Raw genomic sequence first — 13,829 nt, forward strand, 5'->3', positions numbered from 1 at the left:
TTTTGAAAGGGGTGAAGGGGTGAAACCCCTTCTTGGGGGCGAAGCCCCCAAACCCCCTACATTGCAGAACTTTGTGTTCGCAACACTAGTCTGCTCAACCCGCCCGTATATGTTGCGGATTCTCATAAATCCACGATCCTTAGCTCGTGCGCCCTGGTTGAACCTGTCTTGAGGATAGGTCGTGTTTTCTGTAATTGCCTGAGTGGTCGTGGTAGTAGCCAAAAGCAATCCAACGTATTGGATGGTCATCATTTATGTTGATGTTATCGGTAAGCCCCTACGCCGGAGACACTGATTTACAGGCGATCGCAGACTTGCTCAATTACTGTGCAACGGTCGATCAGCTTGATCAGTACTCCACTCCCGCTGAGTTGCAGCTTGAGTTTAACGACCCCCTGTTAGACCAGAGTCGCGACTTGCAGCTATGGCGTGATACAACAGGTCGATTAATTGGGTTCGCACAAATCTGGATGCCCCAGTCAGTCACAGATGTAGATGGTTGGCTGTGGTTTCGAGTCCACCCAGACGCACGAGGTAGTCAGATCGAAACAGATATGATTGCCTGGGGTGAGCGGCGACTGCGGGAGATCGGACGAAATAAAGGAGTAACAGTTCACTTGCGATCGGGTTGTCGTAGCGACCAGAGTTATGTGATTCAACTCCTGGAAAAATCGGGTTTCTCAGTCGATCGCCAATTTCTCACGATGATGAAGTCGTTGATCCCACCGATTCCGACTCCAAAGATCGTAGAGGGATTTACGCTCCGTCCGTCTCAGGGACGGACTGATGCAACCGCCTGGGTCGAGATGTATAACCAATCCTTTGTCGATCATTGGAACCATCACCCCTTGACTGTCGAGGAGCACTGCTATTGGCTGGAGAATGATCCCAACTATCGCCCAGAACTGGATCTCGTGGCGATCGCCCCCGATGGAACGTTTGCGGCATTTTGTTCCTGTCACATTGATCGCGAGTACAACAGTCATCACGGTTGTAATGAAGGGTGGATTGGTCGGTTGGGAACTCGGCGAGGCTTTCGCCGTATGGGGTTAGGGCGCGCCATGTTGCTAGCGGGAATGCAGCGACTTTGGGAAGCCGGAATTGACACCGTAAAATTGGGGGTCGATACACAAAACCCTAACCAGGCGTTGCATCTGTATGAGTCGGTTGGGTTTCGACAGCTACACATGCGGTTGTCCTATGTCAAACCGTTAACTTAAGACAACGTCAGTTCGGTTTAAGAGCCCGGCGAATGAATTTGCGGCTACTAGAGCGAAGTTTGCCGACGCGGACTCCGGAAAAGGCAGGATTTGACGAACCGACGCAGGTCGGCTTTGCTCCGATAGCGGCGGTTTTAATCGCCGAAATCCTTATCCCGAATTCACGTTAAAACAAATCCCCGAGCTTTCAACAAGTCGGGGATTTTGAGCAGTATGCGAGACAGTTTAGTAAGCGTCTTGTAGCTCGTAAAAGTCTGGAGAGATGTAGTCTTTGCGGAGTGGATAGCCAACCCAATCTTCTGGCATCAGAATACGTTTGAGGTTGGGATGCCCTTCGTAGACGATCCCGTACATATCGTAGCTCTCACGTTCTTGCCAGTCTGCCGCTTTCCAGATCCAGTAGACCGAAGGAACACGCGGGTCTTCACGGGGTAAGAAAACCTTGATCCGAACTTCCTCAGGGCGATCGGCATTGTCGCTGACCTTGGTCAGGTGATAGATGCTAACCAATTCAGCACCTGGTCCAACGTCATAGGCAGCCTGACACTGCAAATAGTTGAAACCGTAGGCGTAAAGAGCGGTTGCAAACGGGATCAAGAAGTCGCGATCGACCTTCAACACCTCGATGCCACTGTGATCGAGTTCCAAAAATTCGTGCTCAAAACCATTTTCAGTGAGCCAACGGGAGGTTTTGCCTGCTTCAACGACCCCTGTACCCCCACTGGGTGCGAGAGACGATTCTTGATTTGAGGTTTCTTCAGCCACGATCGACAGCCTCCTTCGTGCGAGTTTCTTCTAATGCGGGAGAAACAGGTAGACCCATTGCCTCCATCAGTTCTTTGGGAGGTGCCTGACGAGTTTCGGACTGTAAGTATTTGCCTGTCAGAATGTCTGGGGTGGGGGTCAGCTTGTGCGATCGCGTGTAATACCGATGCGTTTGTCCAAACGAGCCACGTTCTTGAACAGCCTCATTCGAAATTTTCTTCCGCAACTTGACAATGGCATCAATGATGGCTTCTGGGCGAGGGGGACAACCGGGAATGTAGACATCAACCGGGATTAGTTTGTCTACCCCACGTACAGCAGTTGGGGAATCTGAGCTAAACATACCGCCTGTAATGGTGCAGGCTCCCATTGCAATAACGTATTTCGGATCCGGCATCTGCTCATACAACCGCACCAGAGCTGGAGCCATTTTCATGGTGATCGTGCCTGCGGTGATGATTAGATCAGCTTGACGAGGGCTGGATCGGGGAATCAGACCAAAGCGATCGAAGTCAAAGCGAGAGCCGATCAGGGCTGCAAACTCAATGAAGCAGCAGGCAGTTCCATACAACAGAGGCCAGAGGCTGGAGAGACGTGCCCAGTTATGCAAGTCATCAACGGTTGTCAGGATGACGTTTTCTGACAAATCTTGAGTGACCTCAGGTCGCCCTATTGGACTAATAATGCCATCTTGAGTAACGGGGTTCATGACCATTCCAAGGCTCCTTTCCGCCAAGCGTAAACAAGACCGACGACCAAAATTGCGATAAAGATCAGGGCTTCAATAAACGCCAACAACCCCAACTGGTTGAAGGCAACTGCCCAGGGATAAAGAAACACGGTTTCTACGTCGAAGATGACGAAAACCAGAGCAAACATATAGTAGCGAATGTTGAACTGAATCCAAGCCCCGCCAATGGGTTCCATTCCCGATTCGTAGGTCAAGCGTCGCTCTACTCCTTTGCGATGGGGAGATAGGAGGTAAGCCGTGCCCAGGGCTAAAACGGGAACTAGGGCGCAGATCAGTAGAAAGCCTAAAAGGTATTCGTAGCCGCTAAGAACAAACACAGTTATGTCGCCGCTTGAAGGTGGTTAAATCGTAAATCGTAGTCAAACCTCTAATAATGTTACTCTTTTTTCACACTATCTGAAAATGCTGGATATTGAAGTCGCTCAGGTGAGTCCATAGAGCCGGATCTATTAGAACCGTCTTTCAAACTCCAGTACGGCGCGATTGTCACCGGAGAGGTTAGTAGAACCCCGCAATAAAAATTCTTCGCTGAGGCGATAACGTACGTTAAATTGGGTTGGAACGTCTCCCGTCAAGATCTGAACGACCGATGTGGAGAGATTATCGGTGATATCTACTCCAAGCTCGGCTGCCAGACCAAAGGTTGAGGCTTGATCTTCATCAACGGTAGTCGTGGGAAAGAGGCGGAATTCGCTTAAGCCAAGGGCATTGCCAACAATGTTTTGCACGTTAGTGAGCAGGGCTGATCCTGCCAGGTTGGCGATCGCCAGGGTGCTATCTCCCTGTCCCAGTGTGTTGATAAAACTACCACCCAACAGTGCAATGATTTCGTTTTCGCTGCGTCGGGGGCTACTGGTGAGTTCCAAATTATCAAACAGCTCGCTCGCTTGTCCACGAACACTCGCTTGCACTCTGACGGTTTGAAATGCCCCGAAATCTCCTACTGGGACATCGGCGATTTCGGATTGAGCATAGGGAGCGGCTGTTTGGAAGACGGCTGGGGCACGGGTCACTTCGATGACCGAGGTGCTGAGGCGGACATCAATAAACGGGTCAAGACCCTGACTGGGGTTAAAAATGGCTCGGCTATCGTATCCACGCGCCAGATTAAACTGCGTTGTAAATAAGTTGACCTGTCCGCTCCGCAGGCGAATGACCCCTTTAGGACGTAGATCTCCAACGGTGCCGTTGATCAAAAGATCGCCAGCTGCCACAAAATTCAGAATGGGTTCACGGGTAATCAACAAGCGATCGCCAAGGGTTAACCGCAAATTATTTAATTGCGGAGGAACGGTTGCCAGTCCCTGATTTGTCTCTGATGGGGATGCAGTATCAGAGGGGACAGCTGCTTGTGAGTTGTCAGGTAAGAAGACACGCCCATCACTGAGGGTAATGTTGCCACCGATGCGAGGTGCTAGAGCTGTTCCTGTGAGAATAACTTGCCCATTAACACCCCCGTCATAGATGCCCTTAAGATTGAGTTCTAAACCTGTAAGGCTAACGGTGAGGGGTTGTGGCGGAGCAGGTCCATCGGCTGGAGGGTTAGAGCTAATGGGTCTAAAGATAGGTAACACCCCTTCTGCCAGAACTTGCCCATCACTGAACTGCCCCCGTAAGGTTTCGACTTGAATGCGATCGGTATCAAATACGATCGTGCCATTGACATTGGTTAGCGGTTCTGGCAACGCCTGTGCTGAAAACTGAGCGTTGGTGAAAATAGCGATTCCTCTGGCTCGGGGTTGAGAAAGGGTGCCATCAACCCGGAGTTCTACGTCTCCTCCTCCTCCATCCCACACCAACTGACGGCGAGTGAGTAGGTTCAACAGAGCGAGTCCTTCATCCTCAACATCGACATTTAACTCGATGTTCTCACCGGGATTAATGCTCTCGTCTATGAACGCAAAGCGGTAGGGAATGCTGCCACTAAAGGTTAGCGGTTGCGGTTCTTCGACCACGACTCTGCCATCAAAGCGCAATCGGGCATTGTTATAGCCGAATAGGGTGCTTGCCTCTTGTACAGTTGTGCGGTTGAGGGTTGCGTCAGTGACTCTGATTTCTCCGTCAACTTGTGGGTTTTGTTGGCTGCCCGCCAACGTGGCGATCGCATTTAAGTTGCCCGTCAGATCGACGGGTAGCTCAAAGAAGTCGCGCAGTGCTTCCACTGGAACGTTTTGTGCCTGGAGTTGCCCATTTTGTTGATCACCCCCAATCTGCCCAGAAAAAGCCAGAAAAGCTGAACCGGGTTGGTTGATGCAGGCAGCGGGGATGGCAGGGGCAGTTGGTTCGCCGCCCGGAGTTACAATGCCTGGAGTTGCATTGCCTGACGTGGCATTGTCTGGAGTTGTGCTAACCGGAGTGGCAGATTGGTTTCTGGAGAGGGGATTGATGTTGCGATATCTCAACCCTTGGAGTCGGAAAGGCAGCAGAGTCAGCACTCCGTTAGCCAATTCTCCGTCTACAATGACGCAATCAATCCCGTATCGTGTCCACGTCCATTCCTGACCCAAGATATTGAAATCGGCGACTAACCCGGTTTGGGGAGTGCTGGACACAGTAATACTGCCTGTAAAGGAACCCTGCAAATCCCGCAAGTCGGGCAGATTGGAGGCTGCTTCCTCCGCTTCTTCCTGTTGCTCTAGAAGAGCCACAATTTCAGAATAACGCCGTAGTTGGTTGAGAATCGTGTCGCCAAAGGTGTCGATCGCCACGGTATCCAGTACCCCGGCCCCATAGGCGGTGGGTGCCTCAATGCCTCGACCCAGATCTTCTAACTCAAACCACTGAAATGCGGTCAGAATGTCCTGAATATTGCCATTGGTGATATTGATGGTGCTTTCAAATTGGGGGGCTGCACCGGGTCGAAAGCGAGTAGTACCAATCTCATAGACACTGTCACCTCGACGAAATTCCCCTCGGTTGATGGTTGCTACCCCATCTTCGTACCGAAACTGCCCGGTGAACTCGTTGGCTTGTCCACGCACTGTATTGGCGTTGATATATCCCAACGCAGGACGAGCGATCGCCACGGTTCCCACCACGGTTGGGTTGTTGAGGTTTGCCAGATTGATGTCAAAGGTGCCATTGGCTAGACCTCGGACTTCGCCAAACCCTGCACCACCACTCAGGTTGAGCGTTTCCAGGGGCAGATTGCGAACGACCACATTCAGCGTATTGCCTCGCCCAACGCCTTCAGCAAAGAGGTTGCCATCCTCAATGCCGTATTGCTGTGCCACCAGTTCGTTTTCTTGGCGCACCAAGAAGTAGGTGGGGCGGTTAGTGCCGTCTAACCGGGCGATCAGTTGATCTTCGCTACCTGCCACATTCAGGTTTAACCCACGCCCCCCAGCGTAACTAAACGTCCCTCGTAGCGGTGACTCAAATCGTAAATCATTGACTGCTAACTGCTCTAACCCCAACCGTCCATCCACCACCGGAGCCGCCGGAGAGCCTGTCAAGCGACCGTTAAAGTCGGCTTGTCCTCGCAGTTGAAATTGCTGTGGCACTGGAATTGGCAAATCCGCCACGTTATAGTCTTGCAAATTGACATTGAGGTTTAAGCCAGTCAGAGCAGGTGCGCCTGCGCCCTGTAATTGCGCCAATAGGAACCCGTCTGCTCGAAAGCCGGGAGCCGTCGCTTGGCGTACTAAGATGCGATCGCCATTCCAGGTAATGGCAGCGGTCAGGGGTCGTTCTAATAGCGACACCCCTTCTGAAAAGCGCACCTGTCCCTCAGCGCGTACCCCGGCAGGGTTGAGTTGGGCTAAACTGCCGGACAAGCGCAAGTCACCGCTAAATAGCCCCCGTAATTCTTGCGAAAACTCATTGAGGCGAATGTTAGCGGCATTGACCACTGCCTGCCACCGTCCATCAGCGATCTGGGCACTGGCAGTTGCCGTACCACCCGCTATGCTGAGACGAGTATTTTCAAAGCGGGTAATGCCCTGGGTAATGACAATGTCGCCTTGCCCTGGATAGGTAGCGTTGGGTGCTTGCCATTGCACCGTCGCTTGAAAGTTATCGGTTGGTCCGGTTACCTCAACATCAGCTGCTAGACGACCCAACGTAATATTTGGGGAATTGACTCCATAAGGACGGGCGATCGCATCTCCCGGTAAGTCTCGCGCTTGAAAGGCAAAGTCCAACCCCCCCTGATCGCCAAAAGCTAACTGACCTCCCCCCGTGATGCTTCCCCCTTCAGTGGGTGTGACGTTGATCGTCTCAAACGTCAGAGCACGGGGTGTGAGATTAAATCGTGTCTGTACATCTGAAACGTTGATGCGATCGACTCGTACGATGCCATTGTTGGAGGCAGTCCCGGTGATCAGGGGTTCATTTAGTGCTCCGGTTAAACGCAAGTCTGCATTCAAAGCACCGCTAGCGGGAATAGGCAGATTGAGATCAAAAGTTTTGAGCAGATCATTGACTGAAACCGATCGCACTCGTGCTGCCAGATTGTAGCCGTTCTGGATGTGCAGAGTGCCACTGGCTTCTGCTGGAATCAGTCCATATCGTGCCCGTACATTCTCCAGAGCGATCACCTGCCCATCAAACCGCAGTTGCCCGTTTGCCTGGGTAAAGCGATTTGGCACATTCACAATAATGGCACTGACATCTTGAAACCGAGCCACACCCTGAAAAGCGAGCGGTTCATCGGGCAGCAGTCGTACCTCTAAGTTAGCTGCCAACCGTCCTTCCTGCAAAATTAACGGTAGGGGCAATAGAGAACTGGCATCTGCCGCAGACAAATTCTGTCCCATCACCACCAAATTGGTCTGCTCAGTGTTGAGATTCGCCTCTCCCCGCAGCCGCAAATCTCCGCCTGTCAGCAAGCCAGTGGTGATGTCAAAGGCAACTCGTCTGTTGCGTTCGCTAAAGTTTGCCCCACCGTTGACCCCTTGCAAGGTGACCTGGCGTTTTGTTGTTTCTTCAAAACCAGCGGGTTCTCCTGACTCAGCCGTCAACTGTGGAGCAGGTTCTAATACCACCGTCCCATTCTGAATCCGAACCACATTCAGTTCGGTTCTGATGAACCCTTCTCCTTCCTCGGCTTGCAGTTGGGTGGTGATCCAGGCTCCCTCTTCATCCTGGTCAACAAAGATCACTGGATTTATCAGATTGAGACTGAGGCGCAAAGTCCGCGTCCAGAGCAGTTCCAGCAAGTTGAATTCGACCTCAATGGCTTCCAGAGTCACTTCGTCGCGATCGGTCGCGGTGGGTGGCAACTCCGACGGTCCAAACACCAACCCCCCCAAAGAAACCTGTTCCACTTCCCCCAGATTGATAGGACGATTGAGAGTTTGCCCCAAGTTTTGTTCAATTAGGGGAGCTAAATCGTTATTGATAAATAGCCATGCTTGACGGGCACCAATCACGCCACCGACAAAAGCAACGGCACCGACCCCCAGCCCAACCCGAACCCAAAGTCTGCGTCGATGGCGGTTAGCTGTGGGTCTGGGTTCTCCCTCTGGGGTTGGAGAATTGGTCATACTACCCTCACACTCTCACCGAAAAGACTATAACCGATTAAATTTAGTCTGCTGCAAGCACTTAATGAAGTCAGCATTTTATATTGAATGATGCGTACCGATCCCCATTAGGATAGACGCAGTACGATTGCTGCAATGTTTCGCGAATTCATAAGTTTTGACCTATGCGTGTGTTTGTTCTGCTGTTTAATGCCCGAACCGATAATGAGGGAATCCATACGTTAAAAGTGGGCGATCGCAATGTGGTTTTGATGTTTGAAACCGAAGATGATGCCATTCGCTTTGGTCTGATGCTAGAGGCTCAAGATATGGGTAGCCCTACCGTTGAAGCGTTTGAATCAGAAGAAATCGAAGAGTTTTGTGAAAGTGCCAATTATGAATGCCAGATTGTACCCGATGGCATGTTGGCTGTGCCTCCTGAAACCAATGTGGAACAAACGGATTGGCAGGCTGACGCAAAGCGATCGCCCCAATCGGAGCCTGACGAATCATCCGATTTTTCCTCAAATGAGTTGGATGCCATTCGTAAGCGATTAGAAGGGCTACTGTAAGCGGTGTTGCTTAAGAGAGGGATGATTGTCCTGACGCAGACGTGAGCGAGACGTTCACACTCCCTCCAGGCAAATCGTTCCAACCAGTGCAAGCCTCTTGCTCACAACTCATTTATCCCCAAGTCAGCAACGTCGTGTAATCGAAATTGCATCGGATTGCAGATTAAATGAAGATGAGGTGGGTGTCCTCACCCAGTTGGGCTACGTGAGATTCACCTTCATCCTTCTCCACCGCTTTGTTCCTGTTTTCCTTTTCTCTCTTCATATAGCGATCGTCACATCAGTCAGGACATTGAAAATCGAAGGGGTGTGGGGCTGCGCGCCCCTGGCCAGAGGTTTCACCCCTGCACCCCGTCCTAATCCAAGTGACTACGGCTATACTTTACGGCGTGGTTGCCTGTTGCAGTCTCCGTTGGGCGTAACTGAGATTGCGCTGATACTCAGTAATTTTTTGCTGGGCGGCGGCATAGTTCCCATCTGTTGCAGGGACGCTTCCCAACAGAGCGATCGCCTGTTGCCATTCAGAGACAACCGTATTCCATTGCGATCGCGTCGTGGCATTTTGGGTATTGACCGCTGCTGAGTAACCAACCTGGAGTGCCTGCTGGAACGGTGGTGCAGACGCGGTGGGACTGGTTGCGGTTGGTGCAGGGCTGGTGGTTGCAACTGGCGCAGGGGAAGCTGTAGCAGCAGGAGAAGCAGGAGTTGCGGGGCTGACAGGGGAAGCTGGGGAAGTCGGGGTTGCAGCGACGGGAGTAGGAGATGTTGTAGGAGAGGCGGCAGGACTGGCAGGTACGGCAGGAGAGGTAGCTGGATCGGTCGCAGGGGTAGGAGATGCTGCTGCTGGGGTGGGAGATTCTGCAACAGGTTGGGGCGATCGCGTGCTCCGGCTCAAAATAAAGACCACAGCCGCAAACCCAACCAGAGCGGCAATCACCATCATCGGAATCACTTTCCAGTTTTGGCTGACAAATGATCCAAAACCCGGTTTCTTCTCAACTACTGCGTCCGATTCGTTGTAGAGGTCGGCATCGACATCAGGCATCGATGGAACAATTTCGTCAGCCGCAGGTAATGGAGTCTCAATTGGCGGCAAATCTGGCACGGCTGCATAGGGCTGGAGAAAAATATCTTGCTCCCAAACGGGTGTTACTTTGCCAGTTTGTACCCCGTAAATCCTAATCTGTTTGATTGCGTCCACGCCCAAATTCGTTACGCCCTTCTGAATAAACTCGACCAGGCTGGGCTGATTGGGCACTTGTTGTGACTCCAGGGCAACCTGCAAACAACCATCCTCTAGGGTTGCCGTTGCCGTGACCCCCTTGGGTTGCAAGTGACGATTCATGAGGGAGGCGATCGCCGTTGCATCTCCCTGTTTTGCAAGCTCTAGAAGATTGGGTTGGGACGCAGTCATGACCTTAGATAGATGAAATTATAGAGGAGTGCTGTAAAGTTTACCTCTTAGGATACTCCGCCATTAGTGAATTTCCATAAATTCAGCCATCCGCTTGACAGCAATTTTAAGAATCTCTGGTTCATGCACTAAGGCAAATCGCAAATAGCCTTCGCCTGATTTACCAAATCCTGCTCCTGGAGCAACAGCAACTCCGGTCGCTTCTACTAATTGCGTGCAGAATTTTATTGAATCTGCCACCCAGGGTTCTGGAAGTTTTGCCCAGACGTACATCGTTGCAGTCGGGGTAGGCACCTGCCAACCGATCTCATGGAGAGCGGTAATAAAGGCATCGCGTCGTTGCCGAAACGTTTCGATCACCGCCTGAACCCCCTCTTGAGATTGGGTTAGAGCCGCGATCGCCCCATTCAAAATGCCGCGATATTGGTTAAAATCAACGGCTGCTTTGACCTGCCGCAACGCTCGAATCAGGTCAGCATTGCCGATGGCATATCCCACTCGAAATCCGCCCATGTTGTAAGACTTCGACATGGTAAAAAATTCGATGGAGACGCTTTTGTCAGGGTCAGCCTGTAATACAGAGACAGGAGCCTCTCCCTCAAAATACAGGTCCGCATACGGAAAGTCGTGGACTAACACCAGGTTGTGCTGCTGACAGAAAGCCACGGCTTTTTGAAAGAACGAGAGGGGGGCGATCGCGGTTGTGGGGTTATGGGGATAACTCAACACCATCATGCGCGACTGCGCCAACACATGGGGTGGAATCTCCTCAAACACTGGCAGAAAGTTGTGCTCTGCCCGGAGTGGCATGGGGTAAATTTGCCCACTGGCAAGATAAACCCCACCCGCATGGGAGGGATAGCCCGGATCTTGTAATAGAGCAAAATCCCCCGGATTGAGCACTGCCAGCGGCAAGTGAGCGGTTCCCTCCTGTGACCCAATCAGGGGCAACACCTCTGTTTCTGGATCAACTGCAACGCCAAATTTCTGGGTGTACCACTGGGCAGCCGCCTGCCGAAACGATCGCGTGCCGTGGAAAAGGAGGTATCCGTGTGTGCTGGAATCAGCTAACGAGTGGGCGATCGCTTCTAACACATGGGGTGGAGTCGGCAGGTCAGATGACCCCAGCGATAAATCGATCACGTCTCGCCCCACCGCTCTCGCTCTTGCCTTGGCGCGATCCATATCGGCAAAGACATTAGCTTGAAGCGGTTCTAATCGGTTTGCAAATTGCATAGATGCCTCATTCAACGAATGCCCACAGCGCAGGGCTTAGTGACACTCCACTACACCGCTGCTAACTGTTGAGCCAACAGTTCTTCGAGCTTTTGTTTGTTAATTGCACCCTCAACGGTTTCAACGGGTTCGCCATCTTTAAACATGACTAACGCCGGAACCCCCTGGACTTTACAACGAGCCACACTTTCGGGGTTGGGGTCAACTTCCATTTTGACAACTTTTAGGCGATCGCCGTAATGGTTGGCTGCCCAGGTAATCGCTGGCGACATTAAACGACAAGGTCCACACCAGGGTGCCCAAAAGTAAACTAAGACGGGCTGTTTTGCATCCAGCACTTCGGTCGAAAACTCGGAATCGGTGAGATCAAAAACAACGCTACTCATGGAAGAAAATCACTCTTGAGATCACAACACTGGAATCAAATCGTTAAACGAAATTAACCCGTTACTTTGAACTTGATATCTCTAGCTTACCTGTCTTGATTGCTCAAACACTCGAAGATCTGGTGTCTTTGTTATTTCGCTTTTCTAGGTGAGCAATAGGGTTCTTCTATTTCCATAGATAGACGCGATCGCGGCTCACTTCCGGCAGACTGGTCAACACCATTTTGTGAATTGTCAAGTTGCATTAATTTGTGTAAACAGCAAAATGCACTTGCTTATGTCGTGTGATGGTGCGATCGCGGTGGTTATCAGAATGCATCTTTGCTATGAGAACAGTTAGTCTAGAATCTCTTACATCAATTTCTCGTCTGGTAAGAGAAGAAATCTTACGGGGGTACGTTCAAGAATCCTGTATTGCCACCAGCAAACTGTTGCTGCAAGTGCTCCACGAACTGGGAATTCAAGCTCGCCCTATTCCCAATACTGTGCTTGTGATGAATCAACCCTATGCAGCCAACGTCAATCGAATTGGGCGATTGCCTCAAGGGAAAGAGCTAGAAACCTGGAGCAAACAAGATAATTCTTATTCAGTCGGGTTAGGGTTTGGTATGGGCAGTCCCGATCGATGGACGGGGCACCTGGGTATTTTGGTTACGATCGCTAACTCCAACCTACTCATTGATGCCTCAGTAGATCAGGTGAATTCTCCAAAACGGTTGCTCGCTATCGAACCACCCGTCATTGCTCCCGTACCGGAGCAATTTGCCACCAGAGAGGCAAGTGTGATGGTCGAGCAGAATCAGTGCCTTTTGATATACACCTCAAAACCGGGGAATGATAGCTTTCGACAAACCCCTGCGTGGATGCATTCCTTCGCTCCCAAAATCATCCTGGAGCGGGCAGGATTGCTCAACCCAGTCCAGGTTTAGAAGAGTAGAGCGGTAAGGGCGTAGAAGAGTGTTGAATCTTTATTCCTCCACTCCTCTACTCCTCCACCTTTTTAGAGGTTGTCTAACTGAGTTTTAAGAGCTTCTAATTCTGCATCTACTGCTGCATCTTTAGGAGCGGTTGTACCAGATGTTGTGCCCGATGAGGCAGGTTGCGCTGCGGGAGTGCCGGGGAGTTGAGCTTGGTTGGCGGAGCCTCCACCCAATAATTGCTGTTTCATCGCTTCGAGTTCAGCATCGACATCGCTACCCGATTCCAAAGCGGCAAATTGGCTCTCCAGATCAGCACCTGCCAACTCAGCAACCGCTTGAGAGCGGGCTTCCATTTGCAGCACTTTTTCTTCCATACGCTCAAAGGCTGCCATCGCACTGCTGGTGCCCATGCTATTTACCGTGCTTTGCAACTGCTCATTTGCCTTGGCTGCACTGGCGCGTGCCTTCAGCATATCCTTCTTGGTTTTAGCTTCAGCAATCTTGCCTTCTAACGCAATCAAATTGCGCTTCAACGTATCAACCGTTGTTGTCTGCTGGTCGAGTTGTGCTTTAAGGGCAGTTGCGGTTTCCAGTTGAACCTTGCGGCGGCTAAGAGCCTCTCGTGCTAAGTTCTCATCTCCTTTTTGGAGAGCGAGTTGTGCTCTTTGCTGCCAGTTGTTGGCTTCCGATTGAGTTTGATTGTATTGCTGTTGGACTCGCTTTTGGCTAGCGATCGCACTTGCCACAGCCTGACGCAACTGAATCAGGTCTTCCTGCATGTCAATCAGAGCTTGCTCCAGGATTTTCTCTGGATCTTCGGCAGAGCTAACAGCAGCGTTGAGGTTAGAGCGAACGACTCGGCTAACACGGTCAAATAGTCCCATGACTCTATCTTTCCTTTTGGGGTGTAAGAGAGGTAGCAGCGATAGACTCTGTAAATAGCCTATCCCTTGATTCAGCGTAGAGGTGAACCGGAATGGCTAATGTCAACAGTCTTAACACATCTCCAGTTTAGTCAGAAAACAAGGATGACGGATGAAGGATAAAGGATGAAAAAAGAAATTATAGCTTTGGTCAGAAAGCTTAGGACGAAGCTAGTG

12 protein-coding genes are annotated in these 13,829 nt (G+C 51.2%); 4 read left to right on the forward strand and 8 right to left on the reverse strand.

Features of this window, described 5'->3' with window-relative positions; translation table 11 throughout:
- Nucleotides 1-254: 254 nt before the first annotated feature.
- Together H6G89_RS08265 and H6G89_RS08270 are read left to right on the forward strand one after the other, a co-directional pair.
- A complete protein-coding gene (locus H6G89_RS08265; protein ID WP_190504876.1) occupies nucleotides 255-1,220 on the forward strand; it encodes a GNAT family N-acetyltransferase in 966 nt (321 codons plus the stop codon).
- Nucleotides 1,221-1,252: 32 nt separating this feature from the next.
- Nucleotides 1,253-1,390 (forward strand): hypothetical protein, encoded by a 138-nt coding sequence (locus tag H6G89_RS08270; protein ID WP_190504878.1) that lies wholly within the window; start codon nucleotides 1,253-1,255, stop codon nucleotides 1,388-1,390.
- A gap of 55 nt (nucleotides 1,391-1,445) precedes the next feature.
- On the opposite strand, the gene H6G89_RS08275 is transcribed toward H6G89_RS08270, so the two are convergent.
- From H6G89_RS08275 to H6G89_RS08290, 4 genes are all read right to left on the reverse strand, one after another.
- A complete protein-coding gene (locus tag H6G89_RS08275) occupies nucleotides 1,446-1,985 on the reverse strand; it encodes an NAD(P)H-quinone oxidoreductase subunit J (RefSeq protein WP_190504880.1) in 540 nt (179 codons plus the stop codon).
- Entirely contained in the window at nucleotides 1,978-2,694 is a 717-nt protein-coding gene (locus tag H6G89_RS08280; protein WP_242059887.1) for an NADH dehydrogenase subunit K, read from the reverse strand. Before H6G89_RS08280 ends, H6G89_RS08275 begins: the two co-directional genes overlap by 8 nt.
- Nucleotides 2,691-3,053, reverse strand: a complete 363-nt coding sequence (gene ndhC, locus H6G89_RS08285) for a photosynthetic/respiratory NAD(P)H-quinone oxidoreductase subunit C (RefSeq protein WP_190504884.1) — start codon at nucleotides 3,051-3,053, stop codon at nucleotides 2,691-2,693. Before ndhC ends, H6G89_RS08280 begins: the two co-directional genes overlap by 4 nt.
- A 132-nt stretch (nucleotides 3,054-3,185) precedes the next feature.
- Entirely contained in the window at nucleotides 3,186-8,222 is a 5,037-nt protein-coding gene (locus tag H6G89_RS08290) for a translocation/assembly module TamB domain-containing protein (protein ID WP_190504886.1), read from the reverse strand.
- Nucleotides 8,223-8,386: 164 nt separating this feature from the next.
- On the opposite strand from H6G89_RS08290, the gene H6G89_RS08295 reads away from it, so the two are divergent.
- A complete protein-coding gene (locus tag H6G89_RS08295) occupies nucleotides 8,387-8,773 on the forward strand; it encodes a DUF3110 domain-containing protein (RefSeq protein WP_190504888.1) in 387 nt (128 codons plus the stop codon).
- Between the two features lie 382 nt (nucleotides 8,774-9,155).
- On the opposite strand, the gene H6G89_RS08300 is transcribed toward H6G89_RS08295, so the two are convergent.
- The 3 genes from H6G89_RS08300 to trxA all read right to left on the reverse strand — a co-directional run bounded on the left by H6G89_RS08300 (nucleotide 9,156) and on the right by trxA (nucleotide 11,809).
- Nucleotides 9,156-10,187, reverse strand: coding sequence for a hypothetical protein (locus H6G89_RS08300; RefSeq protein WP_190504890.1), 1,032 nt, complete (start codon nucleotides 10,185-10,187; stop codon nucleotides 9,156-9,158).
- Between the two features lie 63 nt (nucleotides 10,188-10,250).
- On the reverse strand, nucleotides 10,251-11,423 hold the full coding sequence (locus tag H6G89_RS08305; protein WP_190504892.1) for an LL-diaminopimelate aminotransferase: 1,173 nt from the start codon (nucleotides 11,421-11,423) through the stop codon (nucleotides 10,251-10,253).
- Between the two features lie 50 nt (nucleotides 11,424-11,473).
- Nucleotides 11,474-11,809, reverse strand: a complete 336-nt coding sequence (gene trxA / locus H6G89_RS08310) for a thioredoxin (RefSeq protein ID WP_190504895.1) — start codon at nucleotides 11,807-11,809, stop codon at nucleotides 11,474-11,476.
- Between the two features lie 326 nt (nucleotides 11,810-12,135).
- On the opposite strand from trxA, the gene H6G89_RS08315 reads away from it, so the two are divergent.
- Nucleotides 12,136-12,738, forward strand: a complete 603-nt coding sequence (locus H6G89_RS08315; RefSeq protein WP_190504897.1) for a hypothetical protein — start codon at nucleotides 12,136-12,138, stop codon at nucleotides 12,736-12,738.
- A 71-nt stretch (nucleotides 12,739-12,809) separates the two neighbouring features.
- Here the strand turns inward: H6G89_RS08315 and H6G89_RS08320 are convergent, their stop codons facing one another.
- A complete protein-coding gene (locus H6G89_RS08320) occupies nucleotides 12,810-13,613 on the reverse strand; it encodes a PspA/IM30 family protein (RefSeq protein ID WP_190504898.1) in 804 nt (267 codons plus the stop codon).
- Between the last annotated feature and the right edge of the window lie 216 nt (nucleotides 13,614-13,829).

Origin of the sequence: Oscillatoria sp. FACHB-1407, from assembly GCF_014697545.1 — a bacterium.
GTDB lineage: Bacteria > Cyanobacteriota > Cyanobacteriia > Elainellales > Elainellaceae > FACHB-1407.

Bases quoted from the DNA above. Each gene is read 5' to 3' on its own strand.
- H6G89_RS08265 (WP_190504876.1), top strand. From the start codon at position 255: ATGTTGATGTTATCGGTAAGCCCCTACGCCGGAGACACTGATTTACAG.
- H6G89_RS08270 (WP_190504878.1), top strand. From the start codon at position 1,253: ATGAATTTGCGGCTACTAGAGCGAAGTTTGCCGACGCGGACTCCGGAA.
- H6G89_RS08280 (WP_242059887.1), bottom strand. From the start codon at position 2,694: ATGAACCCCGTTACTCAAGATGGCATTATTAGTCCAATAGGGCGACCT.
- H6G89_RS08290 (WP_190504886.1), bottom strand. From the start codon at position 8,222: ATGACCAATTCTCCAACCCCAGAGGGAGAACCCAGACCCACAGCTAAC.
- H6G89_RS08295 (WP_190504888.1), top strand. From the start codon at position 8,387: ATGCGTGTGTTTGTTCTGCTGTTTAATGCCCGAACCGATAATGAGGGA.
- H6G89_RS08300 (WP_190504890.1), bottom strand. From the start codon at position 10,187: ATGACTGCGTCCCAACCCAATCTTCTAGAGCTTGCAAAACAGGGAGAT.
- H6G89_RS08305 (WP_190504892.1), bottom strand. From the start codon at position 11,423: ATGCAATTTGCAAACCGATTAGAACCGCTTCAAGCTAATGTCTTTGCC.
- trxA (WP_190504895.1), bottom strand. From the start codon at position 11,809: ATGAGTAGCGTTGTTTTTGATCTCACCGATTCCGAGTTTTCGACCGAA.
- H6G89_RS08315 (WP_190504897.1), top strand. From the start codon at position 12,136: ATGAGAACAGTTAGTCTAGAATCTCTTACATCAATTTCTCGTCTGGTA.
- H6G89_RS08320 (WP_190504898.1), bottom strand. From the start codon at position 13,613: ATGGGACTATTTGACCGTGTTAGCCGAGTCGTTCGCTCTAACCTCAAC.